This window comes from Neptunomonas sp. ABH4_499, from assembly GCF_056160565.1.
Genome location: NZ_JBSWXK010000025.1, coordinates 1 through 24,438, shown reverse-complemented (window position 1 = coordinate 24,438; position 24,438 = coordinate 1). Strand labels below are relative to the sequence as shown.

General features: G+C 51.6%; 26 protein-coding genes. 12 read left to right on the top strand and 14 right to left on the bottom strand.

What is annotated here, in order from left to right:
• Positions 1-2: 2 nt before the first annotated feature.
• Together ACXAF9_RS17370 and ACXAF9_RS17365 are read left to right on the top strand one after the other, a co-directional pair.
• The gene (locus tag ACXAF9_RS17370) at positions 3-515 is read left to right on the top strand and encodes a glycine cleavage system transcriptional repressor (protein ID WP_475076459.1); all 513 of its coding nucleotides are present in this window, start codon (positions 3-5) and stop codon (positions 513-515) included.
• Positions 516-598: 83 nt separating this feature from the next.
• Positions 599-847: a GlsB/YeaQ/YmgE family stress response membrane protein gene (locus tag ACXAF9_RS17365; RefSeq protein ID WP_475076457.1), complete on the top strand. Its 249-nt coding sequence runs from the start codon at positions 599-601 to the stop codon at positions 845-847.
• Between the two features lie 36 nt (positions 848-883).
• Here the strand turns inward: ACXAF9_RS17365 and ACXAF9_RS17360 are convergent, their stop codons facing one another.
• Both ACXAF9_RS17360 and argH read right to left on the bottom strand, forming a co-directional pair.
• Entirely contained in the window at positions 884-1,882 is a 999-nt protein-coding gene (locus tag ACXAF9_RS17360; protein WP_475076454.1) for a GGDEF domain-containing protein, read from the bottom strand.
• Between the two features lie 67 nt (positions 1,883-1,949).
• Positions 1,950-3,341 (bottom strand): argininosuccinate lyase, encoded by a 1,392-nt coding sequence (argH, locus tag ACXAF9_RS17355; RefSeq protein ID WP_475076452.1) that lies wholly within the window; start codon positions 3,339-3,341, stop codon positions 1,950-1,952.
• Positions 3,342-3,602: 261 nt separating this feature from the next.
• On the opposite strand from argH, the gene hemC reads away from it, so the two are divergent.
• Genes hemC through ACXAF9_RS17335 form a run of 4 tightly spaced genes read left to right on the top strand, consistent with a single transcriptional unit; the run spans position 3,603 to position 7,942 of the window.
• Positions 3,603-4,541, top strand: coding sequence for a hydroxymethylbilane synthase (gene hemC, locus ACXAF9_RS17350; RefSeq protein ID WP_475076450.1), 939 nt, complete (start codon positions 3,603-3,605; stop codon positions 4,539-4,541).
• 1 nt (position 4,542) lies between these two features.
• Positions 4,543-5,349: a uroporphyrinogen-III synthase gene (locus ACXAF9_RS17345; protein ID WP_475076448.1), complete on the top strand. Its 807-nt coding sequence runs from the start codon at positions 4,543-4,545 to the stop codon at positions 5,347-5,349.
• Positions 5,346-6,647 carry a uroporphyrinogen-III C-methyltransferase gene (locus ACXAF9_RS17340; protein WP_475076446.1) on the top strand — a complete coding sequence of 434 codons (1,302 nt, stop codon included), beginning with the start codon at positions 5,346-5,348 and terminating at the stop codon, positions 6,645-6,647. Before ACXAF9_RS17345 ends, ACXAF9_RS17340 begins: the two co-directional genes overlap by 4 nt.
• Positions 6,644-7,942 carry a heme biosynthesis HemY N-terminal domain-containing protein gene (locus ACXAF9_RS17335; RefSeq protein ID WP_475076444.1) on the top strand — a complete coding sequence of 433 codons (1,299 nt, stop codon included), beginning with the start codon at positions 6,644-6,646 and terminating at the stop codon, positions 7,940-7,942. The genes ACXAF9_RS17340 and ACXAF9_RS17335 overlap by 4 nt, the downstream gene beginning before the upstream one ends.
• A gap of 73 nt (positions 7,943-8,015) precedes the next feature.
• Here the strand turns inward: ACXAF9_RS17335 and zigA are convergent, their stop codons facing one another.
• Positions 8,016-9,239 (bottom strand): zinc metallochaperone GTPase ZigA, encoded by a 1,224-nt coding sequence (zigA, locus tag ACXAF9_RS17330; protein WP_475076491.1) that lies wholly within the window; start codon positions 9,237-9,239, stop codon positions 8,016-8,018.
• A 182-nt stretch (positions 9,240-9,421) separates the two neighbouring features.
• Here zigA and ACXAF9_RS17325 point away from each other — a divergent pair, with 182 nt between their 5' ends.
• A complete protein-coding gene (locus ACXAF9_RS17325) occupies positions 9,422-9,640 on the top strand; it encodes a hypothetical protein (protein ID WP_475076442.1) in 219 nt (72 codons plus the stop codon).
• Positions 9,641-9,690: 50 nt separating this feature from the next.
• Here the strand turns inward: ACXAF9_RS17325 and ACXAF9_RS17320 are convergent, their stop codons facing one another.
• The 4 genes from ACXAF9_RS17320 to trxA form a co-directional block, all read right to left on the bottom strand.
• A complete protein-coding gene (locus ACXAF9_RS17320; protein ID WP_475076438.1) occupies positions 9,691-10,731 on the bottom strand; it encodes a 2Fe-2S iron-sulfur cluster-binding protein in 1,041 nt (346 codons plus the stop codon).
• Entirely contained in the window at positions 10,724-12,211 is a 1,488-nt protein-coding gene (gene ubiD, locus ACXAF9_RS17315) for a 4-hydroxy-3-polyprenylbenzoate decarboxylase (RefSeq protein WP_475076436.1), read from the bottom strand. The genes ACXAF9_RS17320 and ubiD overlap by 8 nt, the downstream gene beginning before the upstream one ends.
• 70 nt (positions 12,212-12,281) lie before the next feature.
• On the bottom strand, positions 12,282-13,541 hold the full coding sequence (rho, locus tag ACXAF9_RS17310; RefSeq protein WP_475076434.1) for a transcription termination factor Rho: 1,260 nt from the start codon (positions 13,539-13,541) through the stop codon (positions 12,282-12,284).
• Positions 13,542-13,742: 201 nt separating this feature from the next.
• On the bottom strand, positions 13,743-14,069 hold the full coding sequence (gene trxA, locus ACXAF9_RS17305; RefSeq protein WP_475076430.1) for a thioredoxin TrxA: 327 nt from the start codon (positions 14,067-14,069) through the stop codon (positions 13,743-13,745).
• A 174-nt stretch (positions 14,070-14,243) separates the two neighbouring features.
• Here trxA and ppx point away from each other — a divergent pair, with 174 nt between their 5' ends.
• Positions 14,244-15,764, top strand: a complete 1,521-nt coding sequence (gene ppx, locus ACXAF9_RS17300; protein WP_475076428.1) for an exopolyphosphatase — start codon at positions 14,244-14,246, stop codon at positions 15,762-15,764.
• Between the two features lie 69 nt (positions 15,765-15,833).
• Here the strand turns inward: ppx and ACXAF9_RS17295 are convergent, their stop codons facing one another.
• From ACXAF9_RS17295 to yrfG, 4 genes are all read right to left on the bottom strand, one after another.
• Positions 15,834-17,381 carry a phosphoenolpyruvate carboxykinase gene (locus ACXAF9_RS17295; protein WP_475076426.1) on the bottom strand — a complete coding sequence of 516 codons (1,548 nt, stop codon included), beginning with the start codon at positions 17,379-17,381 and terminating at the stop codon, positions 15,834-15,836.
• 176 nt (positions 17,382-17,557) lie between these two features.
• Positions 17,558-18,433, bottom strand: coding sequence for an Hsp33 family molecular chaperone HslO (gene hslO, locus ACXAF9_RS17290; protein ID WP_475076424.1), 876 nt, complete (start codon positions 18,431-18,433; stop codon positions 17,558-17,560).
• 112 nt (positions 18,434-18,545) lie between these two features.
• Positions 18,546-18,956 carry a ribosome-associated heat shock protein Hsp15 gene (hslR, locus tag ACXAF9_RS17285; protein WP_475076422.1) on the bottom strand — a complete coding sequence of 137 codons (411 nt, stop codon included), beginning with the start codon at positions 18,954-18,956 and terminating at the stop codon, positions 18,546-18,548.
• Positions 18,953-19,630, bottom strand: coding sequence for a GMP/IMP nucleotidase (gene yrfG, locus ACXAF9_RS17280; RefSeq protein ID WP_475076420.1), 678 nt, complete (start codon positions 19,628-19,630; stop codon positions 18,953-18,955). Before yrfG ends, hslR begins: the two co-directional genes overlap by 4 nt.
• Before the next feature lie 39 nt (positions 19,631-19,669).
• Between yrfG and nudE the strand changes: the two genes are divergently transcribed.
• Positions 19,670-20,206, top strand: coding sequence for an ADP compounds hydrolase NudE (nudE, locus tag ACXAF9_RS17275; protein WP_475076417.1), 537 nt, complete (start codon positions 19,670-19,672; stop codon positions 20,204-20,206).
• On the opposite strand, the gene ACXAF9_RS17270 is transcribed toward nudE, so the two are convergent.
• Together ACXAF9_RS17270 and ACXAF9_RS17265 are read right to left on the bottom strand one after the other, a co-directional pair.
• A complete protein-coding gene (locus ACXAF9_RS17270) occupies positions 20,184-20,933 on the bottom strand; it encodes an endonuclease/exonuclease/phosphatase family protein (RefSeq protein WP_475076414.1) in 750 nt (249 codons plus the stop codon). The two genes, nudE and ACXAF9_RS17270, sit on opposite strands and share 23 nt — an antisense overlap.
• 32 nt (positions 20,934-20,965) lie before the next feature.
• Positions 20,966-22,351 (bottom strand): phospholipase D-like domain-containing protein, encoded by a 1,386-nt coding sequence (locus tag ACXAF9_RS17265; RefSeq protein WP_475076412.1) that lies wholly within the window; start codon positions 22,349-22,351, stop codon positions 20,966-20,968.
• Positions 22,352-22,550: 199 nt separating this feature from the next.
• Between ACXAF9_RS17265 and ACXAF9_RS17260 the strand changes: the two genes are divergently transcribed.
• A complete protein-coding gene (locus tag ACXAF9_RS17260; RefSeq protein ID WP_475076410.1) occupies positions 22,551-22,748 on the top strand; it encodes a hypothetical protein in 198 nt (65 codons plus the stop codon).
• Here ACXAF9_RS17260 and ACXAF9_RS17255 read toward each other — a convergent pair.
• The gene (locus tag ACXAF9_RS17255) at positions 22,696-22,971 is read right to left on the bottom strand and encodes a hypothetical protein (protein ID WP_475076408.1); all 276 of its coding nucleotides are present in this window, start codon (positions 22,969-22,971) and stop codon (positions 22,696-22,698) included. The genes ACXAF9_RS17260 and ACXAF9_RS17255 overlap by 53 nt on opposite strands.
• Positions 22,972-23,269: 298 nt before the next feature.
• Between ACXAF9_RS17255 and ACXAF9_RS17250 the strand changes: the two genes are divergently transcribed.
• Both ACXAF9_RS17250 and ACXAF9_RS17245 read left to right on the top strand, forming a co-directional pair.
• Positions 23,270-23,854, top strand: a complete 585-nt coding sequence (locus ACXAF9_RS17250) for a superoxide dismutase (protein ID WP_475076406.1) — start codon at positions 23,270-23,272, stop codon at positions 23,852-23,854.
• A 118-nt stretch (positions 23,855-23,972) separates the two neighbouring features.
• Positions 23,973-24,438 (top strand): hypothetical protein (locus tag ACXAF9_RS17245; RefSeq protein WP_475076404.1); only part of this gene is annotated, 466 nt, incomplete at its 3' end.

The following is a 24,438-nucleotide window of genomic DNA, read 5'->3' as shown; positions in this document are numbered from 1 at the left end:
GCATGACATCGCTGGTGTTAACGGTTATTGGCCCGGACAAACCGGGTTTGGTTGAGCGTCTTTCCAACACCGTTCTGGAACACGAAGGGAATTGGTTAGAGTCAGGGCTTTCACGTTTAGGCGGTAAATTTGCCGGCATTGTTTTAATTGATGTACCGGAGGCTCAGGTTACCCCGCTGACCACAGCGCTTCAAGCCTTGTCAGGGGCCGGTCTTAAGGTTGCGGTGGAACACAGTGATGAGCCTTCAGCAACGGTGGATTTCCAGCCATTAACGCTGGAGTTGATCGGTCACGATAAGCCCGGCATCGTTCGAGATATCTCGACGGCGCTGGCGAATCGTAAAATCAATGTGGAACACTTGGATACCGAACTTGTCTCAGGTTCTATGTCAGCTGAGCTGTTGTTCAAAGCGGAAGCCGCGTTACTGGCCCCACCGGATGTGGATACAGACGAGCTTCAAAGCGCTTTAGAAGCGATTGCCAGCGACTTGATGGTTGATATCACGCTGAACTGATCCGATTTCATACACGGTTCAGCCTTCTCGCGGTTAGATATCCAGCATCGACTCATATCTAACGGCATTAAGGAGATAGATCTATGGGTATCATTTCGTGGATCATTATGGGTTTACTGGCCGGTGCATTAGCAAAGTGGCTGATGCCAGGTAAAGACCCCGGTGGCTGCTTTATCACGATGTTGCTGGGTATTGGTGGCGCTATGGTCGGTGGTTTTATTGGCACCTTCCTAGGCTTGGGCAAGGTCGATGGATTTAACCTCGGTTCTTTCGCCATCGCCACCGGCGGCGCTGTCTTGATTCTGCTGATCTACCGTAAGATGAAAGGCTGATCCAACAAGAGAAGGCTCTGGAGACAGAGCCTTTTTTTATTGCTCGATGCAGGTGCGGTTTCGCCCTTCGTGCTTGGCACGATACAGCGCGTTATCGGCCCTTCGAATCCAATCCCGACCGACTTCACCTTCGTGCAAAGCGGCGATGCCGATCGATACTGTCACCGACAGCTCAGGAATCAAACGGGTTTTCTCAAGCGAGCCTCGAATACGCTCTCCCAAAATGCGTGCCTCATCCAACGAGGTGTGATGAACCAGCACAAACTCCTCGCCCCCTAAGCGGTACAAACGCGCGTTTGGCGGAATCTGCATCATTAGGAATTGCACAAAGCGTTTCAGGAAGTTATCGCCCACATCGTGACCAAAGCTGTCGTTGATGGTTTTGAAGAAATCGATATCAAACAGCAAAATGGCAACCTCGGTCGGTACCTTTCGCTGCTGCTGCACCACGGCTTCTATCTCATCATCTAAGGCTCGGCGATTCCCCGCCCCAGTCAGTGGGTCCTGCGTGGCTTCTTCGGATAGCCGCACCCTATCTCGGTTAACGCGTCTGGCAAAGATAAATGCAAACAAAGCCACCAATAGGTAAGTCACGGCAAAACGCACCGAGACCTCAAGCGGCTGTTGATCTTTGATGATCCAAAGCACAAGGACAAGACAAAACAGAGAGATCGCACCCGCTTCTAATATACGCACGGTAAAGAAGCAGGCTAAGGTAACCGGGTACGCCCAAAACAGCAGTTCTGTACCTTTAACATGCACAGAAAGCACCATCCCAAGCGCGTAGGTCAGGGTGAAGATAAAACCCGAGAGGCGGTAACGCCCCGTCGAGAGCACATAAAAGCCCACAATCACCATCGAGGATACGATGAACAGATCCACGAAGCCTTGATCGTGATCCCCCGTGAAGATGCGCCACAGCGCGAACGGCAGAATCGCAACCACCCCTAAAAACCCTTGAAGGAGAATAAATTCCTCCTCGGGTTCTAGGTTTTTATGTTCACGTCCAATGTAATCAAGTAAACGATGTATCAACTCAAATCCCTTTACTGCACGAGTGCCCTGTCATTAACAGGGCCGATCACATCTATTGTTGTTTAATTTAGCGCGCCGCTAAGCGCTCACGCGCGCGTACAACCGCCGCTCGCACTTGGTTTGGTGCCGTACCACCAATATGATCACGCGCAGCAACTGAGCCTTCTAGCGTCAGGACTTCAAACACATCATCACCGATGGTATCCGAGAACTGCTGCAACTCAGACAGTGACATTTCGCCCAGATCTTTACCGGTTTCGATGCCATACGCCACCGATTTACCCACCACTTCGTGAGCATCGCGGAACGGCATTCCTTTACGTACCAAGTAGTCTGCCAAATCGGTTGCGGTCGAGAAACCACGCAGCGCGGCGTCACGCATGCTGTCTTTGCGTGATTCGATGGCCGGAACCATGTCAGCAAATGCGCGCAGACAGCCTTTTACGGTATCGATCGCATCAAACAGTGGCTCTTTGTCTTCTTGGTTGTCCTTGTTGTACGCCAAAGGCTGGGACTTCATCAAGGTCAGCAAGCTAAACAGATGACCGTACACACGGCCGCTTTTACCGCGCACCAGCTCTGGCACATCCGGGTTTTTCTTCTGCGGCATGATGGATGAGCCTGTGCAGAAGCGGTCTGGCAGATTAATGAAGTTAAACTGCGCCGATGTCCACAGAACCAACTCTTCGGACATACGCGTTAAGTGCATCATCAACACGCTGCTGGCAGCACAAAATTCGATGGCGAAATCGCGATCCGATACGGCATCTAAGGAGTTTTCTGCAGGCGCATCAAAGCCCAACAGCTCGCACGTGATCTGACGCTGGATTGGGTAAGTGGTACCCGCCAATGCAGCCGCCCCCAAAGGCATGATGTTGACGCGCTTACGAAGGTCCACAAAACGGTCGTAATCGCGCATCAGCATCTCGTTCCACGCCATCAAGTGATGGCCGAAGGTGACAGGCTGTGCGGTTTGTAAGTGAGTGAAGCCCGGCATGATGGTATCGGCTTCTTGCTCGGCCAGGCCAACCATACCCTCTTGAAGGCGTGTGATCTCGGCCAAGACATGATCCACTTCATCACGGACGTACAAACGAATATCGGTCGCCACTTGGTCGTTTCGCGAACGGCCAGTGTGTAGTTTTTTACCGGTAATGCCGATTTTTTGAGTCAGTGCCGCTTCAATGTTCATGTGCACATCTTCAAGCTCAATCGACCACTCAAAGCGACCGGCTTCGATGTCGGCTTGGATCTCGCCAAGGCCTTGGATGATCGCATCGCGCTCCTCCACGGTCAGAACACCGGCTTTTTCCAGCATGGTTGCATGGGCCACCGAGCCTTGGATGTCTTGCTTGTACATCCGTTGATCGAACTCTACTGATGCGGTGAAACGTGCAACAAACGCATCGGTTGGCTCATTAAAACGACCACCCCATTGCTGGTTGGTTTTCTGACTCATGGTGACCTCTCATTGCAGCTGAATTAAGGTAAACGGATCTTTTTTTAAAACGGAAGACCCTAAGTCCCCGTACGAAAGTGCGATTCCGTCTTTTAAACGATGGGCGATTATATCAGCTTTATCGGATAAAGTAGGCTTTATTGACCTGAAAACGGGCGAGACAGTGGCTATCTGTTACAATCGCCGACTCGATAAATTTAACTCACAAACCGGATACGCAGCGCCCACGCACGGGAGCTGTGGCAAAGAGAGATCAACGCTATGCAGAACCCTGTCGTCCGAATTGCCACCCGCAAAAGTCTGCTTGCCCTGTGGCAAGCCGAATACGTCAAAGCGGAGCTCGAAAAGCATCACCCTGGCATCCAGGTTGAGCTGCTGGGCATGACGACCCGGGGCGATAAAATTTTGGATACGCCGTTGGCCAAAGTGGGCGGCAAAGGCCTGTTTGTGAAAGAGCTGGAAGTCGCGATGCTTGAAAAGCGCGCCGACATTGCGGTGCACTCGATGAAAGATGTGCCGATGGAGTTTCCTGAGGGTTTGGGACTGTCGGTGATCTGCCCACGCGAGCGCCCAACCGATGCGTTCGTGTCGAACAAATTCCAGACCGTTTCTGAGCTACCACATGGCGCGATTGTTGGCACCTCCTCGCTTCGCCGCCAAGCGCTGCTGCGAGAGCAACGCCCAGACCTTGAAATCCATGACCTTCGCGGTAACGTGCAAACCCGTTTAGGCAAACTCGACGATGGCCAATACGATGCGATCATCTTAGCCACAGCAGGTCTTTTGCGATTAGACCTCAAAGAGCGCATCCGCTCTGAATTATCAGACGATATTTTTCTGCCCGCCGGTGGCCAAGGCGCCGTAGGCATCGAATGCCGAACCGATGATGAAGCTTTGCACGCGTTACTCAAACCACTGCACGACCCTGACACCGCCGCTTGCGTATTGGCCGAACGCGCCATGAACCGACGTTTAGAAGGTGGATGCCAAGTCCCGATCGCTTGCTTTGCAACGTTAAACGAAGCCAAAGATGAGCTGTTCCTGCGTGGTTTAGTGGCCAAGCCAGATGGCACAACCGTGCTCCGTGATGAGGAACGCGGCCACCCATCCGAGGCAGAGGCAATGGGCATCCGTGTGGCGGAGCGTCTTTTGGCACGCGGTGCCGATGAGATTCTTTCCGTCGTCTATGGCCAAGACTGACATGACGGATCGGCCACTGGCTGGGCGGCATGTGTTAGTTACCCGTCCAGCGCATCAATCTGACGCCATTCAAGCACGGTTAACGCACCTTGGGGCACACTGTATCCCTCTGCCACTTTTGGACATTAAGCCGGTATGTGAGGGTGATGAGCGCTTTGTGCTGATCAAGCATCAGATCATGAATTTGGATCTGTACCGCATGGTGATCTGCATCAGTCCAAACGCAGCCCGCATCGCCCTTGATTGGATCGATCAATACTGGCCACAACTGCCTGTCGGCATCGACTGGTTTGCGATTGGCAAAACCACACAGGCCATCTTGGCCGAAGTCGGGATTGAGGCATCCTGCTCAGCCAAAGGGTTTGATTCACAAGCGATGCTGGATATGCCCCACCTAGAAGGCGTTGAGGGCAGCAAAATATTGATTTTACGAGGTCAAGGGGGTCGCCCGACGCTTGAAGAGGGGCTCAGTGGACGAGGGGCGAGTGTTGAGTATGCAAACCTCTACGACAGAGTGTGTCCAGATTACGACGATTCCATTATCGAAAGTCGAATTTATCAATCTGCACCAGACTCTATCCTGATTACCAGTGGCGAGGCCCTAAGCAACTTTGTTACAGTTGCGAAAGGTTCGAAAAACCAGTTCAGTATCAATCCCCTGCTGAATTGCACGCTTGTCGTGCCAAGCAAACGAATTGCCGAACTGGCCAAACAACAAGGTTTTACACAGATAATGGTTGCAGAAGGCCCTGACGACATCGCCATGACTGACGCGCTGCAACACAATGACTCGGAAGCCAACGCATGAAACAGACCGGGAAAAAGACGGACGACGTAAAGGACAACACACCGACAGAGAAGCCAGCCAACACCTCGGCAAAGGATTCATCTAGCGGTGACACTCAGGCATCAAAGGCGAGCGATTCTGCGCCCAACAAAACATCTAAGCCTGACACCAACAGCAACACAGTACCCCCAGTGTTAGAAAACACCGTGGTTGCCGCCCCTTCAGAGAAAAAACCTTCACAAGCACCGGCAGTGATTGCCATCGTGATCGCATTAGCGTCACTCGGTGCCAGCGGTTACCTTTTCTGGCAAAGCACGGTCAAGCAGCAACAAGATGCCTCCTCATTGGCAATGCTCAAACAAGAGCTAACCAGTGCGGCCGAAAAAACTGCCCTTACGGTTAAGCAATCGGGCACAGAGCTGGACAAAAAAGCCTCTGACATCCGTGCTGAATTAACGACGCAACAAAGCCAAGTACAAACCTTGGTGAATAACGCGAAAAGCCAGCTGGACGGAGCGCAATCGCTGCAAACCAAACTGGTTGATCAAGTACAGCGTCTTGAAGCGAGCCAATCCCGCTCCCGTAAAGACTGGTTGTTGGCCGAAGCCGAGTACTTAGTCCGCTTGGCTAACCAAAACGTTTTGATGGAACAGTCCGTCAGCGGCGCATTGCCTCTGCTTAAATCAGCGGATGCCATCTTGGCCGAAATTGACGATGCGACCATCTTTAATGTGCGTAAAGCGCTGGCCAGCGACATCGCCAAGCTCGACTCTGTACCTAAAGTGGATGTGACCGGTGTTTACACCCGTTTGGATGCGTTGATCCATCAAGCGGAAACCCTTCGCTCACTAAATCTAATGGATAAGCACGAGCTGCCATCCCTGCTCGAAGAGATGGCCGAAGACGAGGTTGAGCCGTCTGTAATGGCGAAAATCAAAGCCTCTTGGGCGCGCGCCATGGATAAGCTCGACCAACTGGTGGTGATTCAACATCACGACGAAGAGATCGAGCCGCTGATGGCACCCGAGCAGAACTTCTACCTGCAACAGAACGTGCGCATGATGCTGGAACAAGCCGAGCTTGCCCTACTGCGTAAAGAGCAGGTGATCTACGAAACCAGCTTAGCGAAAGCCGAAGAGTGGTTATCCACCTACTACCGTAATGATGACCCAGTGGCGAGCTCCATGCTGCGCACCATCGCTGAGCTTAAAGGCATTAAAGTGAACCCGCCATTGCCAGAGGTGATCACGGCAGTAAATGCACTGAGCGATTACATGACCAAAGTGAACCGTCTTAAGCAAGAAGGAGCCGCTGGATGAAACGTCTTCTCCTCCTGCTGCTGATCGTGCTGGCTGTCGGCACATGGATTGGTGAAAAGATGGTGCAGGACCCAGGTTATGTCCTGATTGAGTACAGCGGCACAACGATCGAATCCACGTTGTGGGTATTAATCTTGGCTTTGCTGCTGGGTTTCATTGTGCTGTACGCAACGGTCACAATGATTTTGCGCGCGAAACTACCGCACACCAAACTCTTGGAGTGGCGTGATCGTCATCGCCAGAAGTCCGCTCAGCGCAAAACCATGAAAGGTTTGTTGGCGTTCTACGAGGGCCGTTGGTGGCAAGCACAGCGCTTGCTGAAGCTTTCTGCAGAGCACTCAGCCCTGCCTTTGGTGAACTACCTGACGGCAGCGCGTGCTGCGCACGAGGAAGGTAAAGAGACCGAAGCGGATGAGATCCTTCAAGAAGCACGTAACGAGTTACCGTCTGCGGATATCGCGATCAACTTAACTCAAGCTCAGATCCAACTGGAGCGCGGTGATCGAGAAAGCGCGTTGGCCAACCTCGTGCGCCTTCGTCGTTTAGCCCCGAACAACGCGACTGTTATGCGTCTTCTTAAAGATGTGTACATCCAGTTGGAAGATTGGCAAAAACTGACCGACCTTTTGCCAAAGCTGCGTAAACAAAAAGTGTATCGTGAAAGCACGCTTAATGAGCTTGAGCAAACCTGCTATGCACAACTGCTGGGCAGCGCCTTGTCAGGCATTCCGGCCGAAGCCGATGTGGATGCGCGCTTAAAAGCGCTAACGCATGAGTGGAATAACCTGCCAAACCATCTTTCCAAAGATGAGTTGATGGTTCGCCAGTACGTTGAGCTGTTGATCGAAGCGCGCTCCGACGAGAAAGCCGAAGCCTTCGTTCACAACAAACTGAAAAAAGAGTGGGATGAAGGCTTGGCTCGACTGTACGGTCGTATCCAAGCCAAAGATGCCGCTAAGCAATATAAAGTTGCTCAAGCATGGGAAGCCAAGCACCCCGAAAGTGCCTCTTTGAAACTGACGTTAGGTCGCCTTGCGATGCGTAACGAGAAATGGGAAGGCGCGGCTAAGTACTTCGAAGAGAGCCTAGCCCTTGAGAAATCACCTGAGACCTACAGCGAGCTGTCCCGCTTACTGCAGTTTATGGGTGAAACGGACCGCACGTTGGCCGTCATGCAAGATGGTATTGCGATGATGACAACGGACCTCCCTCGCTTGTTGCCATCCGACGCTGAGCAAAGCGAAGCCACACCGGACTCCGCTACTGCTACGGCGGAAACGGACAAGAAGGCCTAAAAAAAACGCATACGAGTGTACCTGTACCTCGTATGCGATTATCTTCCCCAATAGCACGCTTTTGCGTGCTATTTTAATTCCACTCTGGGAATGGGTTATCCAACCTAGACCATGCATCAGGCCCTTGAGCCAACTCCTCATCCGTTAAAAGACACGCATCAAAGCGGGCACACAGCGCGGCCTCATCCATCTCCACACCGATCAAAACAAGCTCTTGCCGCGCATCGCCGACTCGCGAGTCCCATTTGGCGTTAATATGAGCAACCGTTTCAGGGTCTTCTGGCCAGCGCTCTTTGGGTACGGCGGCCCACCAATATCCGGCAGGTCCATGGCGAGCAACGGCTCCGGCCTGTGACCAAGACCCAGCTAACGCCGGATGGCTCGCCAACCAGAAATAGCCTTTAGAGCGCACAACACCTGGCCATTCACTCTCGACAAAGTCAAAGAAACGCTGCGGGTGAAATGGCCGTCTCGCCCGGTAAACAAAGCTGCCAATGCCATACTCTTCCGTTTCTGGGGTATGTGTACCCCGCATCTCTTGCAACCAACCCGGCGCTAATGACGCCTCATTAAAATCAAAAAGACCGGTATTGAGCACTCGATCTAACGCCACCTTGCCAAATTCAGAGGTTTCTATTCGTGCGCGGGGATTAAGGCCGTGCAAAATGGCCATGAGCTGCTCACGCTCCTCTTCGGACACTAGGTCGACCTTATTGATCACGATCACATCGCAAAACTCTACTTGCTCGATCAGCAGATCAACAACGGTTCTTTGATCTTCCTCACCCAGCGATTCGCCTCGCGCTTGAAGTCGGTCCCTAGAGCTGTAGTCACGAAGAAAATTAAAAGCATCGATTACCGTAACCATGGTATCAAGCTGCGCCACCTCGTTAAGACACCGACCATCTTCACCTTCAAACGTGAACGTTTCAGCAACAGGAAGAGGTTCTGATATACCTGTTGATTCAATGACCAGCTGATCAAACTTACCTTGTTCAGCTAAGCGACCCACTTCAATCAAAAGATCCTCTCGCAACGTACAGCAGATACAGCCGTTGCTCATCTCTACCATCTTTTCATCCGTTCTCGATAACTCAGCGCCTCCTTCGCGCACAAGATCGGCATCAATGTTTACCTCTGACATATCATTCACAATCACTGCGACCCGACGGCCATCTCGGTTATTCAGGATATGATTCAACAAGGTCGTTTTCCCTGCGCCTAAAAAACCCGACAACACAGTGACAGGGAGTTTTCTTAAGTTCGAAGATGATAAAGGGGGTGTATTCGATGACATCAGAAGCGCTTCCTCTAGAATCCATGATGACAAACCATGAGCACCAACCCGACGAGCGATGGTTAAGCTGCTCTTTTGCTCGGTGGTAATGCTCACCAACTGTATAAATGTTATATTATAACATTGCCATTTAATACACTTAGTTTTATTGCGTTTATTAAGCCCGATTAAGGAGATGACATATGATGGAACTGACCGCTATACCCGCAAGCTATCAGCAATGGAAACACTGCATCGAGGTTGAATGCGGTATCCAACTTACAGCTGAGTTTATTGATCAAAGGATATCGGTTTTAGAAGACACGAACGCCGAGGAAACAGCACGTTTCAAAAGACTGTATGGCGATGATCATTGGAGGAGAGTTTTAGGCTGGTTTCACACCGCTAAAGGCGAACAATGATACAAGGGAAACCCATTGCATCATTGTTCATGCTCTAACGCCAGCTGCTGTTAGGCTTTAGGCGGTCTTGGCGCGTAGGCAAAAACGTCCGATTTCATAGACGTTTCTGGTAAGCCTTTTTCTTCGCAGGCATCCAGCAAGGCGTAAACCATGGCAGGTGAGCCACTTGCGTACACCACAGCATCGCTTAACGATTCAAAGTCGGCTTTGATCGCATCGGGTAACAGGTCGGTACGACCGGCCCAACCACAGGCTTCGCCCGGCTCGCTCACCACTGGGTGATACACGACATTAGAGTGCTTAACGACCCACTCCAGCGGCAGCTCTGCATGATAAATATCCGCCGCGATTCGTGCGCCCCAGTAGAAGTGAATCGGGTTATCCACACCCGATGCCAACAGGTGCTCCATAATGCTCTTCATCTGCGAGAAACCTGTGCTGGCCGCCGCAAGAATTACAGGCTGACCGGGTTTTAAGCTTGCCGCTTCTAGGAAACAATCGCCTTTTGGTATCTCAATCTCGACCTGCGAGTGGCCATTCAGATGATCCATCACCGATTTAGCAAAATCACTGCCGGATGCCTGGCGAATGTGCAGCTCTAAATCACGGCCCGCCTCTGGGGCTGAACCAATCGAAAACGGGGCTTTACGATCACCGACCACTAACTCTAAATACTGACCCGCTTTAAAGCTGACCGCCATCGACGCGGTTGCTGGCAGTCGCAAATGCACCTTAAACACATCGTAATTGAGAGGTGCTATCTCAACCACATCACACGTTAATCGCTTCACTGTTTGTTCTCCAGGGCATTTCAGCCCTTTTATCATCATCCGCACAGAACTGAGAGGGCGTGACGTGCACGCAAACCCTACGATGCGGTGTTGTTCGTTCCCGGTCAACAACGCCTGTGGATAACGTTGTTCCACCCGACCGGCTAAAAGTTGGTACTCGCAAATTTCACACACCCCGTTGCGGCAACTTTTGCGCATTCGGTACCCAAAACGTTCTAGAGTTTCGAGTACCGACTCTTGGCCTTCAACGGTGAGCGGCTCGTCCAGATCATTGATCCAAAGCGAGTGTGCGTCAGTCATCAGGGTTCACGATACCCAACTGATCCCACAAAGCGTCTACGCGCTCTTTCACGGCTTTATCCATGACGATCGGCTCGCCCCATTCACGATGGGTTTCGCCTTCCCACTTGTTGGTCGCGTCCATCCCCATTTTCGAGCCAAGACCCGAGACTGGCGAAGCGAAATCCAAGTAGTCGATCGGCGTGTTCTCGATCATCACGGTGTCACGCGCAGGGTCCATACGGGTTGTGATGGCCCAGATTACATCTTTCCAGTCACGTGCGTTCACATCATCATCACAGACGATCACAAACTTGGTGTACATAAACTGTCGAAGGAATGACCAAACCCCCATCATGACGCGCTTAGCGTGGCCGGGGTACTGCTTTTTCATCGTCACGACCGCCATCCGGTAGGAGCAGCCTTCCGGTGGTAAGTAGAAGTCGACAATCTCCGGGAACTGCTTTTGCAGAATCGGCACGAACACTTCGTTCAACGCGACACCGAGAATCGCAGGCTCATCGGGCGGACGTCCTGTATAGGTCGAATGATAGATCGGATTAGGACGATGGGTGATACGCTCCACAGTAAACACCGGGAACTGATCCACCTCGTTGTAGTAACCGGTGTGATCGCCAAACGGCCCTTCATCGGCCATCTCGTCCGGGTAGATATACCCCTCTAAGATGAACTCGGCACTCGCGGGTACTTGAAGGTCATTACCGATGCACTGCGTGACCTCGGTCTTACCACCGCGCAAGAGCCCTGCAAACGCATATTCCGAGAGCGTATCAGGCACAGGGGTGACCGCCCCTAAAATCGTTGCAGGGTCGGCTCCCAAAGCAACGGCTACTGGGAAAGGTTCACCAGGGTGCTGCTCTTTCCATTCACGGAAATCCAACGCCCCACCACGATGGGCTAACCAGCGCATGATCAGTTTATTTTTACCGATCACCTGCTGGCGATAAATGCCTAAGTTTTGGCGCGTTTTATTCGGCCCGCGGGTGATGACCAAAGGCCAGGTCACCAAAGGGCCTGCATCGCCAGGCCAGCACGTTTGAACTGGGATGGTGGACAGATCCACCGCATCGCCTTCGATGACATGCGCCTGACACGGTGCAATACGCACCGATTTTGGCCCCATGTTCATCACTTGCTTAAAGATCGGGAGTTTCTCCCACGCATCGCGCATCCCTTTGGGCGGCTCTGGCTCTTTAAGCATCGCTAACAGTTTACCGACTTCGCGCAGCGCTTGGACGCTGTCTTCGCCCATCCCCAATGCAACGCGCTCCGGCGTACCAAACAGGTTAGCCAGTACGGGATACTGATAGCCTTTGGGGTTTTCAAACAGAATGGCCGGCCCGCCCGCACGCAGAGTACGGTCGCAGATTTCGGTCATTTCCAAATGGGGATCGATCTCGGTGGAGATTCGTTTGAGTTCACCGCGCTCTTCAAGCACGGCGATAAAATCGCGCAGGTCTTTGTATTTGAGTGCCGTCATCGGGTCCTCAGTTGGCCATAAACACAAAAAAGGGCAAGCCGAAGCTTACCCTTGAAAGTGTACACAAGTGTTACTTGCGTTTCATCGACAGGAAGAACTCATCGTTCGTTTTAAAGTCCTTCAGTTTGTCGATCACAAATTCCGTTGCCGCGGCATCTTCCATTGGATCCAGCAGCTTGCGAAGAATCCACATACGTTGCAGCTCTTCTTCGCTGGTCAGCAGATCTTCACGACGTGTGCCCGAACGGCGGATGTTGATTGCAGGGAAGACACGCTTCTCAGCAATGCGACGGTCCAGATGCACTTCGGAGTTACCGGTACCTTTGAATTCCTCAAAGATAACTTCGTCCATCTTAGAGCCTGTATCTACCAACGCCGTTGCGATGATGGTCAAGCTGCCGCCTTCTTCGATGTTACGTGCCGCACCGAAGAAACGCTTAGGACGTTCCAAAGCGTGAGCATCCACACCACCGGTCAATACTTTACCGGACGATGGGATCACGGTGTTGTACGCACGCGCCAGACGCGTGATGGAATCCAACAGGATAACGACATCTTTTTTGTGCTCGGTCAGGCGTTTAGCCTTCTCGATCACCATTTCAGCTACTTGGACGTGACGCGCTGGCGGCTCATCGAAGGTCGACGCTACCACTTCACCACGCACCGTACGCTGCATGTCGGTCACTTCCTCTGGACGCTCGTCGATCAGAAGGACAATCAAATGACATTCAGGGTTGTTACGCGTAATGCTGTTCGCAATGTTTTGCAGCATTAAGGTCTTACCGGCTTTTGGCGGGGATACCACCAAGGCACGCTGACCTTTACCCATTGGCGATACCAGATCCAACACACGTGCGGTGATGTCTTCAGTGCTGCCGTTACCAATCTCCATACGCAGACGGTCTTGGGCGAATAATGGCGTTAAGTTTTCGAACAGGATTTTGTTCTTCGCATTCTCAGGACGATCGTAGTTGATCTCGTTAACTTTCAGTAACGCAAAGTAACGCTCGCTGTCCTTTGGAGGGCGAATTTTACCCGCGATGGTATCGCCGGTACGTAAATTAAAGCGACGGATCTGGCTTGGCGATACATAGATGTCGTCAGGGCCGGCCAGATACGAGGAATCAGCAGATCGCAGGAAACCGAAACCGTCCTGCAGAATTTCGAGTACACCGTCTCCGTAGATGTCTTCGCCACTTTTTGAGTGTTTTTTCAGGATTGCGAAGATAACATCTTGCTTACGGGAGCGAGCCAGATTATCAAGGCCCATTTCCTGAGCAATTTCCAGCAGCTCAGGTACGCTTTTCGTTTTTAATTGGGTAAGGTTCATATGCTTGGTCTAGGTGCCAAGATTGGCTGTGATATTGAAGAAATGTGAGGGTAATTACAAAGAATCAAGAGTGGTGTTGAGCGCAAACAAAAGAGGTACACAACGCTCGACAGGTCAAATATAGAAGGTTGATCACTGGGTGTCCAGTGAAATCAGGAAGAAAAGCGCCGAAACTGCGATTTTCTTCCTTGGGTAGGTCTCTTACAGGTTAGCGTCGATGAACGCACCCAGTTGAGACTTAGACAGCGCACCCACTTTGGTCGCTTCGACGTTACCGCTTTTGAACAGCATCAGAGTTGGGATACCACGAATACCAAACCTAGGAGGGGTATCGCTGTTCTCATCGATGTTCAGTTTGCAGACCTTCAAGCGGCCTTCGTACTCTTTTGCGATCTCTTCGAGAACCGGCGCGATCATTTTACATGGACCACACCACTCAGCCCAGTAGTCTACCAACACTGCACCGTCGGCTTTTAGTACATCGTCTTCAAAGGATGCATCAGTTACATTGATGATGTTTTCGCTCATCGAATCTCTCTCCAAACGCACCATTATTGTGTGCTTTTCGCTTCTTTAAGCTCCGATAATACCACCCCTGAAAAAAAAATGTGAACCTCTTACACGATTGTTGTATTCGACTGATTCTGACCCAAGACTCTGATACTCTAAGAACAAACCGTCTTTCAAGGCATAAACGACCCCATGGAAAACAGTGTTTCACCGACCCCTTTAAATGAAGAAGGCGCACTTTTAGCCGCCATCGACCTTGGCTCTAACAGCTTTCACATGGTGATCGCCAAGCTCTTTCAGGGCGAACTCACAACCGTTGATGTTATGTCCGACAAGGTCCAACTGGCCGCGGGCATGGACCATCATGGGACGCTCAGTGACGAAGCACTCGAGCGTGGCCTTAACTGTTTACGTAAATTTGCCCAACGTACCAGCGCCTTACCAAGAAGCGCGGTTAAAGTCGTGGGCACCAACGCACTGCGTGAAGCCCGAAACGCTCACCTCTTTGCCGAACAGGCCGAAAAGATCCTAAATGTCCCCATCGAGATCATCGCAGGGCGCGAAGAAGCGCGTTTAATCTATTTGGGCGTATCCCATACACTGGCGAACGTGCCGGGGAATCGCCTAGTGGTCGATATCGGCGGCGGCAGTACCGAATTCATCATTGGCGAGCGTTTCGAGCCGCTTGAAACCGAAAGCTTAGAAATGGGCTGCGTCAGTTTTACCAAACGGTATTTTTCCGATGGGCATTTAAACAGCTCTGCGTTTCGTCGAGCTGAAAATGCGGCCAAACAGGAGTTACTGTCCATCCAAGAGCGCTACCTGAACGTAGGATGGAGCAGCAGTGTTGGCTCATCCGGGACGATTAAAGCGATCCGCAATACCTGCATTGCATTAGCGTTCTGCGAAGACGAACTTACGCTCGATGCACTACATGAACTGAAAGCCTTGATGCTCAAATCCGATCAGATCGAGGATCTGGATCTGCCCGGTGTAAAACCCGAGCGCCTTTTGGTGTTACCCGCAGGCCTTACCATCTTGATCGCGCTGTTTGAAGCCCTAGATGTGGATAACATGAGCTTCTCGGTTGGCGCTCTACGCGAGGGCTTACTGTATGACATGGCAGGGCGCCTGCGTCATGAAGATGTGCGTGAGCGCTCGATCAACGCGCTTTGCCAGCGTTATCACGTGGATACAGACCATGCGATGCGGGTCGAGCATACGGCCATGATGATCTGGGCACAGGTGAAACACGCGTGGGATATCGCCACACCTGAATATCATGATTTACTGACATGGGCCTGCCGTACACATGAAACGGGGCTTACGATCGCCCACAGCCAATTCCACAAACACAGTGCTTACTTAGTGCAGCATTCGGATCTGGGCGGTTTTACCCAACCAGAGCAGCAGCTTCTGGGGTTTCTGGTGCGCTCGCACCGACGTAAATTCCCGAAAGATGACTTTAAATTACTGCCCGATAACCGCCAAGCCGCGATGAAATACCTGAGCTGCATCTTGCGCTTATCGGTGATCCTAAACCGCAGCCGCTCCAGCGCACGCTTGCCTGCGTTTGATATAAAAGCGTCTGATAAGGGGATCAAGCTGTGCTTCCCAGAAGGCTGGTTAGCAAACCACCCACTGACCGAAGCCGACCTGAATCAGGAGCAAGATTACCTAAGCAATGCGGACTTGAACCTGTCGATCTCTTAATTCGCGGTACGTCGCGCATAAAAAAACCTCTGCCAAGGCAGAGGTTTTTTTGTCGCTAAAGCTGAGTGATTACAGCTTAGGACCGGCTGTGATGATGTCGTCCGCAACGCCTTCAAACTTGGTGAAGTTGTTAACGAATTGACCGATCAAATCACGAGCCGCTGCATCGTATGCCGCTTTGTCAGCCCATGTTTCACGTGGGTTCAGCAGTTCAGAATCCACACCTGGTACCGCTTTAGGTACAGACAGGTTGATGCCTTCTAGGAACTCAGTTTCCGCACCCAGCAATGCTCCAGACTGGATCGCAGCAATGATGCCACGTGTCGTTGGAATGCTGAAACGAGAACCCGTACCGTAAGAACCGCCGGTCCAGCCTGTGTTTACCAAGTACACTTGAGAACCGAACTCTTCAACACGCTTCATCAGCAGCTCAGCGTAAACGCGAGCAGGGCGAGGGAAGAAAGGTGCGCCGAAGCAAGTAGAGAAGGTCGACTTGATGCCGCCGCCTGAACCCATTTCAGTAGAACCTACCAGCGCCGTGTAGCCAGACAGGAAGTGGTACGCTGCCGCTTCTTTGGTCAGGATAGACACAGGAGGCAGAACACCGGTTAAGTCGCAGGTCAGGAAGACGATCGCTTTTGGCTCGCCGCCCATGTTGGTTTCAGAGCGTTTTTCAACGTGCTCCAGTGGGTATGCACAACGGCCGTTCTCGGTCAGAGAGGTGTCGTCGTAATCGGCAGTACGCGCTTCGTTCAGTTTTACGTTCTCAACGATTGAACCGAAACGGATCGCGTCCCAAATGATAGGCTCGTTCTTTTTGCTCAGGTTGATGGTTTTCGCGTAGCAACCACCTTCCAAGTTGAAGACAACACCTTTGCCCCAACCGTGCTCGTCGTCACCGATCAGGTAACGCTCTGGGTCAGCGGACAGAGTGGTTTTACCCGTGCCAGACAGACCGAAGAACAGAGTGGTGTCGCCATCTTCACCGATGTTTGCAGAACAGTGCATTGGCAGAACGTCTTTTTCAGCCAGCAGGAAGTTCTGAACAGAGAACATCGCTTTTTTCATTTCGCCCGCGTAGCGCATGCCTGCGATCAGGACTTTACGCTTAGCAAAGTTAAGGATGACACAGCCATCGCTCTTAGTGCCGTCACGCTCAGGGTCACATTCGAAACCTGCAGCGTTCAGGATTTGCCACTCTTCTTTGCCTTTTGGGTTGTACTCTTCAGGACGGATAAAGAGGTTGATACCGAACAGATTTTGCCAAGCCGTTTCGGTTGCCATACGTACCGCCAAGTAGTGGCTCATGTCGGAACCAACGTGTACGTTAGAAACGAAGTGCTCTTTTTCGGCCAGATAGGACTCAACGCGCGTCCATAAAGCGTCGAATTTATCTGCATCAAACGGACGATTGATGTTACCCCAGTCGATGGCATCAGACGTGCTAGGCTCGTCTACGATGAAACGATCCATCGGAGAGCGGCCAGTACGCTTGCCGGTCGTGACAACCAGAGCGCCTGTATCTGCCAGCGTGCCTTCGCCTCGTCTGATTGCGTGTTCAATCAGTTCAGCACGGGTCAGATTCGTGTGAACGGTATTCTCAGTTTGTTTGGTCATTACTGGATTCCCTTGGCTCACGCCAAATACGTTACCTGAAAAGCATAATCCCCTGAATCTGCTTGCTGTGCAGTTATAGTAATAATCATAGGGGGAGCGAATATTATCACAAAAAGTCCGGCTAATCGCTACGATCAAATAGCACTATCTACGGATCGACGACGATCGCGACACAATCAGTGAATCTGGTCCGACTTTTGTACATGAGCTGAGTCCGTATGCATCGCGCGAACGTCCGCCTCATCAAAGGCATAATGCGCATTACAGAACTGGCAACTCACTTCAATCACGCCCTGTTCTTCGATCATGCCAAGCAGCTCCTCCTCGGTCATAAACTGCAGCGCATTGGCGCTTCGCTCACGCGAGCAGTCACAACGGAAGGCGATCGATTCAGGGTCGTAGAGTCGGCATTGTTCCTCGTGGAAAAGTCGGAACAGTAGGGTTTCGTTGTCCAGCGTTAACAGCTCTTCGCTGGACAGCGTGGCACCAATATGGGAGATGTGCTCCCAATCTTGATCTTTGGTGCCGGCGGCAGGCATCACCTGCAACAAGAAGCCTGCGGCACGCTCACCATCCGATGCCAGATGGATCTGGGTGTTGAGCTGCTCAGACTGTTCAAAATAATCGGTTAAGCATCCAGCCAGATTCGATTTTTCCATGGGGACGATCCCTTGGTAACGCTGACCCTCTTCAGGCTCAACGGTGATCACCAAGTAACCTTGCTCACCCAATAAATCAATCACAGACGCATCGTCCGGAATCTCGCCTTCGTAACGTGCAATCGCACGGCACTCGTGTTGATGGTTAACTTCGGCCATGATCGCTTTGATCGGGCCAGAACCTTGCGCTTGCAACAACAAACGCCCATCAAATTTTAATGTACTGCTCAGCAGAGAGACAGCCGCTAACATCTCGCCAAGCGCACTTTTGATCGCAGGCGGATACTCATGAAGGGATAAGATCTCTTGGTAGGCGCTGTCTAAACCAACCACCACGCCACGGATGTCGAGTTGATCAAAAAGGATACGCTGAATCTGATCAGGATTACTCATTCAAATACTCTCTGCTGCGGCCATTGCCGCGTGTTACGCGAAAAGGGCGGTAACTCCCGCCATTTAGCCGCCTAGGATATCACAACTGACCTGCGGTCACACCGATGAGCGACTACTGGCGAAGCCACTCTTTGGTTTCTAAAAGCTGGCGTCGGCTGCGCTTATCGGGTCGTCTTTCTGGCGCGCCCGAGCCTTTCATAATTTTCCGTTGCTCCGCTTCGTGTGCACGACGCGCTAGGCTCTCTGGGGTTTCTTCGTACAGCAATTGGGCTTCGGGGGCACCGCGGCGCTGATCAGACAGCGCTTTTACAACAATAATGCGTTCATCAAACCCTTGGCGCAGGCGAATCTCCGCGCCGATCTCGACCACCTTACTGCACTTACTGCGCTGACCTTCGTAGTGCACTTTACCGCCTTCGATCATATCTTTGGCGATGCCGCGGGTTTTATAAAACCGTGCGGCCCACAGCCACTTGTCCAAACGCACTTTTGGCTCGGTACCCGAGGTATCCTGTTTGCTCATGGTTTCTCCTTGGGGAGAACATCATTAAACGAATGAAGCGACATAAACTCTGTTATCTCTCGTTCTGGCTCTTGGCTGTCTGGCTGCACAATGGAAATCAAATGCGCAATGCCGTAGGTTTTGGCGGAGTTAAGCACCGCCAGCGAGTCGTCAAACAACACCGTACGTGATGGGTCAAACGGCTCGATGGTTTGCAGCGTGTGCCAAAACGCCTGCTCCTCTTTTGGTACGCCAAAGTCGTGGGAACAGATGATCCGATCCACCCGTTGCCCCAAATCCGTGGTTTCAAGCTTGAGGTTTAAACTGCCATGATGCGCGTTGGTGACGATCACCGCTCGTTTCCCAGCCTTACGTACCGCACTCAGAAAGGTTTTTACATGGGGACGATAGCCGATGCGTTCAACCACCTCGCGTTTCATCTCGACGATGTCGATGCCCAGTTCCTGCGACCAGTAATCGAGGCAATACCAATTGAGCGTGCCGACCTCCTGCATGATGCGCTCGTGCAGCCACAGACGCGTCTCATCAGAATCGGTTTGATGCAGCTCGGCGTACCGTTTGGGCAGGTGTTCCAGCCAGAAGTGACTGTCAAAGTGCAGATCTAAGAGGGTGCCGTCCATATCCAATAAGACGGTATCGATGCTAGACCAATCCAGTTGAGCAGGTACAATCAACGCATTACCTTTTTATGTCGATGAGGATGTCACATCAGTATGCCCGTGAAACCGGATGTTTTGAAGATCACCCCGACCGCCAAAAGTCGACTCTTTCAAGTCGAAGAGCTGGAGCTTACCTTCAGCAACGGGGTAGAGCGCACCTACGAGCGTCTTGCCAGCCGTGGTAATGGCGCGGTGATGATTGCAGCCATCGACGATCAAGATCGCATTGTGCTGATCCGCGAATACGCAGGCGGCATCGATGATTACACCCTCACACTGCCCAAAGGCTTAATTGACCCCGGCGAAAACGCCGAGCAAGCCGCCGATCGCGAACTCAAAGAGGAAGCAGGCTTTGGCGCGCGCGAGATCTCCCTATTAAAGGTGATGACCACAGCGCCCAATTACATGGGACATAAGATCAGCGTGATGCTGGCCAAAGACCTGTACCCGTGCAAGCTTGAAGGGGATGAACCAGAACCGTTAGAGGTGATCCATTGGCCGCTGAGCCAAGTGGATGAGCTGATCGAGCGCCCCGACTTTACCGAAGGACGGGCCATCGCAACCGTCCTTATGCTGGCGCGCTCACGCTAAACTGAGCAATGAGTGGGTTGTGATCCGACACCCGTGCGGTGTTCACAACCCAGGCATCCTCCAGTGTGAGGCCGCGATAAAATAGATGATCCAACCGGTGTCGCCCAAACCGCTTAATGTAGTGCGGCTCGCGGCACTCCACCTGATTAAGCCCCGCTTGCTGCATCCGCGTCTCTATGAAGCGCACCCGCGCTTGATTCCACGTATTAAAATCCCCTGCGATGACAATCGGTCCTGAGTGATGATCCACCAACGCTAAAATACGGTCCATCTCGGCATAAAAAACAGGGTTGGGGACAAAGTTGATCGCATGGACGTTGACGCAAATGAGGGATCGACCATCACTAAGGGCATGGGTCGTGATCAAGGCGCTTTTATGCGTTGCCAACCACAGCTCTTGGCGCTGGCTGATTAACGACGCAGAGCGCTCACACCGCCAATCGAACAAGGTTTGCACACCAAAGTGATGCTGCCGAGTTTCGATGTTGGGCGAGAGAATCCAAGACAGATCGCAATAGCGCTTGGGTGGAGCGGGCACAAAACGAGCCTCTTGAAACAGCACCAAATTGGAGGCCTTCGGCTCAAGCCAACGTTCAAGAAACAACGCACACTCTGGCGTGTGGGAGATCTTCGCCACATTCCAGCACACCACATTCAGCGTTTGCGCGGCGGCTTCGCTCTGGTGCTCTAAACACTGGTGCGCCTCTCGCACACGGGGTTTAAACATCCGACCTCCTATTAACCGACCAGCCTAAGCCATTACAACTGCGGCGCAAAGATTCGCATCAGGTTTTCCGCCACCCGACGCAGCGGCCCACGCGAGGGGATCTTTTTCACAGAGCGGGACATCAACTCGGACATCCATTGATCGATCTCGCACACCAAACGCTCGGAGGCCACAAAGGTGGCGACCTCGTAATTCAGAAACAAGCTGCGGTTGTCTAAATTCACGCTGCCCAGCATCGCGCCGCGATCATCAAACAGCACCGCTTTGGCGTGTACCATCGCCCCTTCGACATAGTGTAGATCAATCTTGTGCTCGTGCAGTTCACGCATAAAGGAGGCACGGGTTAAATCCGCGACCCAATGGTTGGAGGTTTTCGGCGTAATCAAACGCACATCCACCCCTCGGTTTTTCGCAATGATCAGCGCACGCGACAGGGCTTCGTCAGGGATAAAGTAGGGCGTCACGATCCAGATCCGCTCGCGGGCGGCGTAAATGGCGTTAAGCAGCGCCTCGTACAAGACATCGCCTTTCAGATCCGGCCCCGAAGGCACAACTTGCACCTTGGTGTCACCGCAGCACTCAAATTGATCGGACTCTGGGATGTCCAACGTCTCGCGGGTGGCGTACAACCAATCGGATGCAAAGATCTTGGCAAAGCCGCGCGCGGCCAATCCATCAATCTCGAACAAGGTATCGTCCCACCGCTTGGGATCAGGCTCAGGCCCTAAGTACTCGGAGGATAAATTCATCCCGCCACTCAGCACTTTATGGCCGTCAATCAGGTAGATCTTTCGATGATTGCGCAGGTTAATGTAGTTACGAAACGGCATTTTCAGAAGCGGCATAAAGAACACCACCTCGCCCCCGGCATTACGCAGCGCCTTAAAGGGCCGCTGCCAAAAATACACGCCGGGCGAGCCTAACGAGTCGATCAGCAGTCGCACTTTTACGCCTTGCTCGGCCTTCTCGGTTAACAGAGCCAACAACCGGGTGGTCATGGCGTCTTTTTTGAACACATAGGTCGATAAATTGATGTCGGACTTCGCCCCACGAATGGCGGCTTCTAACGCTTGATAAGCGCGCTCACCGTCCGTGTAGAGCTGCACAACTTGGTCTGGCAGGGTTTGCTGATGCCCCACTAACAGCCCACGGATGATCGATTGTTGATGCTCGGTATCGGATAAGGTCGCTAAGCTGACATTGTTCTTTTTGTAGCGCGGTTTGCGCTTGCGCGAGCCAAACACAAAATACAGCAGCACCGCCACATAAGGCACCAGCACCATAAACAGCAGCCAAGAGATCATATTGGCGGGGTTTCGACGTTGATACAGCATGTGCAGGAAGGTGACGAAAATCAGCAACTCACCACTGATCAACAACGCGTGGTACAAGTAATAGGGGCCGCTTTCCAACAGCATAAACGCACACTCCTTAGCCTATCGTGTCCAGTGGGCACTGATCAGATCAGACAATCCCATAATGATGTAAAACGCTCTCGCTTACAGAGCTAGACAGTCTTTTGCACAAATCGATCCGACCGACTGGCATTTTGCATTGTCACAGGCAGGTATATAGAAGGGCGAAAGCCCGGCCGAACCAAACGATGTAGGGTACTTCATGAAACTGATCAAAGTCGGTGCCGTTCTTGTACTGATCGCCGCCATTGCCGCCGGTTTTTATTTTTATGATCAATACCGAACCGCACACCCCACCACACAAGATGCCTATTTGAATGCGCACACGCTGTACATCAGCCCCGAGATCAACGACACGCTTGCGATCCGCGTTGTAAATCCGACTCAAACTTGGTTTTGAAAGCCGCCGATGGGTATTGCTCGGCCATGATCTGTTTCATCTCGTTATCGCTGTAGAGTTTATGCAGATAGGATGATAAACACGTGCACTGCTCTTCACTGGCGTTACCCGACGCCAAACAACCCTCGATGAAAGGCTCATAGGTAGAGGAGGCGAGAAATTGACTTTTCACGACGTAAACCGCCAGTAGAACCCCACTGATCCAAAGTAAAATCTTGCCCATACTGATTTGCCCACCGTGTTAGGACTGCAACAAACAATTGATCGAACTATTGATCGAATAAGGGCTTGCCGCAGGAAACTCTTATTGTGTTTTATTGCCTGATTGTAGAGCACCTCGGGCGATACGGCAGACCACTTTAGTCGCACAAACGTGATCGTCCGCACCCGAATTCACGTACAAAATGTGTCATGAAAACTGGTGTTAGGGGTGATATGATCGACCCATAACTTATAAACGTTGGAACGAGCATCCAACACAATTCCAATGACTATCCGTGTAAACAAGAAGGTGAACACACATGAGCTTTGAATTACCACAACTGCCATACGCGAAGGACGCTCTGGAGCCACACATCTCGGCTGAGACTCTGGAATACCACTACGGCAAACATCACAAAACTTACGTAGACAAGCTGAACGGCTTGGTACCAGGTACTGAATTTGAAGGTAAGTCTTTAGAAGACATCATCAAATCAGCACCAGCAGGTGGTATCTTCAACAACGCCGCTCAGGTGTTCAACCACACGTTCTACTGGAACTGCCTGTCTCCAAACGGTGGCGGTGAGCCAACTGGCGCGATCGCTGACGCGATCAAATCAAAATGGGGTTCTTTCGAAGAGTTCCAAAAAGAGTTCAACGACAAAGCCGTTAACAACTTCGGCTCTAGCTGGACGTGGTTGGTTAAGAACGACGACTTCTCTTTGGAAATCGTAAACACCAGCAACGCTGGCAACCCAATGACCAACGGTCAACGCCCAGTACTGACGTGCGACCTGTGGGAACACGCGTACTACATCGACTACCGCAACGTACGTCCTGATTACCTGAAAGCGTTCTGGACGCTGGTAAACTGGGACTTCGTAAACGAGAGCTTCAACGTTTGATCTAAACGTTAAGTGATTGATAAGAAAGCACGCTTCGGCGTGCTTTTTTGTGGGTGGTCGATAACTTCTGCTATGCTCTGATGCTCTATTTGGTCATCTTAAGCAAGGAATGCTATCTATGACACGCCCATCGTCTATTACGGCGCTCAATCAAGACTGCACAGTGATTACCTGTCGCGACTCACACCATAAGTATTTGAAGAACTCATTTGTCTTTCTATTATTTCTACACCTTTGCCTATTGTGTTTTTTCATTTTAGAAGACGGTGATTGGTTACAAAGTTATTACATTGCTTTTGATGAAGAAATGGCATTCGAGAAAGCTTGGGGCAGCGCTGAGGAGTTAGGCGAACAAAAACTAAACTGGATCAAAGAAAGACACCCTATTGATATTTCTTTAGGGAAAGAGATGTTCTTCATAGAAAATTCAATCTTCATAATCCTCATATCTATAAGTTGCTACTTCATTTTCATCTTGAGAACTAAACTGAAGATCTTCATTGATAGGGAACACGGGATTGCCTATTCCTACCTCTTCAATAACCTATACATCAGTCGCTTTGAGGACATTTTGGCAAAAAATA

Bases quoted from the DNA above. Each gene is read 5' to 3' on its own strand.
- ACXAF9_RS17370 (WP_475076459.1), top strand. From the start codon at position 3: ATGACATCGCTGGTGTTAACGGTTATTGGCCCGGACAAACCGGGTTTG.
- ACXAF9_RS17365 (WP_475076457.1), top strand. From the start codon at position 599: ATGGGTATCATTTCGTGGATCATTATGGGTTTACTGGCCGGTGCATTA.
- argH (WP_475076452.1), bottom strand. From the start codon at position 3,341: ATGAGTCAGAAAACCAACCAGCAATGGGGTGGTCGTTTTAATGAGCCA.
- hemC (WP_475076450.1), top strand. From the start codon at position 3,603: ATGCAGAACCCTGTCGTCCGAATTGCCACCCGCAAAAGTCTGCTTGCC.
- ACXAF9_RS17345 (WP_475076448.1), top strand. From the start codon at position 4,543: ATGACGGATCGGCCACTGGCTGGGCGGCATGTGTTAGTTACCCGTCCA.
- ACXAF9_RS17340 (WP_475076446.1), top strand. From the start codon at position 5,346: ATGAAACAGACCGGGAAAAAGACGGACGACGTAAAGGACAACACACCG.
- ACXAF9_RS17335 (WP_475076444.1), top strand. From the start codon at position 6,644: ATGAAACGTCTTCTCCTCCTGCTGCTGATCGTGCTGGCTGTCGGCACA.
- zigA (WP_475076491.1), bottom strand. From the start codon at position 9,239: ATGTCATCGAATACACCCCCTTTATCATCTTCGAACTTAAGAAAACTC.
- ACXAF9_RS17325 (WP_475076442.1), top strand. From the start codon at position 9,422: ATGATGGAACTGACCGCTATACCCGCAAGCTATCAGCAATGGAAACAC.
- ACXAF9_RS17320 (WP_475076438.1), bottom strand. From the start codon at position 10,731: ATGACTGACGCACACTCGCTTTGGATCAATGATCTGGACGAGCCGCTC.
- ubiD (WP_475076436.1), bottom strand. From the start codon at position 12,211: ATGACGGCACTCAAATACAAAGACCTGCGCGATTTTATCGCCGTGCTT.
- rho (WP_475076434.1), bottom strand. From the start codon at position 13,541: ATGAACCTTACCCAATTAAAAACGAAAAGCGTACCTGAGCTGCTGGAA.
- trxA (WP_475076430.1), bottom strand. From the start codon at position 14,069: ATGAGCGAAAACATCATCAATGTAACTGATGCATCCTTTGAAGACGAT.
- ppx (WP_475076428.1), top strand. From the start codon at position 14,244: ATGGAAAACAGTGTTTCACCGACCCCTTTAAATGAAGAAGGCGCACTT.
- ACXAF9_RS17295 (WP_475076426.1), bottom strand. From the start codon at position 17,381: ATGACCAAACAAACTGAGAATACCGTTCACACGAATCTGACCCGTGCT.
- hslO (WP_475076424.1), bottom strand. From the start codon at position 18,433: ATGAGTAATCCTGATCAGATTCAGCGTATCCTTTTTGATCAACTCGAC.
- hslR (WP_475076422.1), bottom strand. From the start codon at position 18,956: ATGAGCAAACAGGATACCTCGGGTACCGAGCCAAAAGTGCGTTTGGAC.
- nudE (WP_475076417.1), top strand. From the start codon at position 19,670: ATGCCCGTGAAACCGGATGTTTTGAAGATCACCCCGACCGCCAAAAGT.
- ACXAF9_RS17270 (WP_475076414.1), bottom strand. From the start codon at position 20,933: ATGTTTAAACCCCGTGTGCGAGAGGCGCACCAGTGTTTAGAGCACCAG.
- ACXAF9_RS17265 (WP_475076412.1), bottom strand. From the start codon at position 22,351: ATGCTGTTGGAAAGCGGCCCCTATTACTTGTACCACGCGTTGTTGATC.
- ACXAF9_RS17260 (WP_475076410.1), top strand. From the start codon at position 22,551: ATGAAACTGATCAAAGTCGGTGCCGTTCTTGTACTGATCGCCGCCATT.
- ACXAF9_RS17255 (WP_475076408.1), bottom strand. From the start codon at position 22,971: ATGGGCAAGATTTTACTTTGGATCAGTGGGGTTCTACTGGCGGTTTAC.
- ACXAF9_RS17250 (WP_475076406.1), top strand. From the start codon at position 23,270: ATGAGCTTTGAATTACCACAACTGCCATACGCGAAGGACGCTCTGGAG.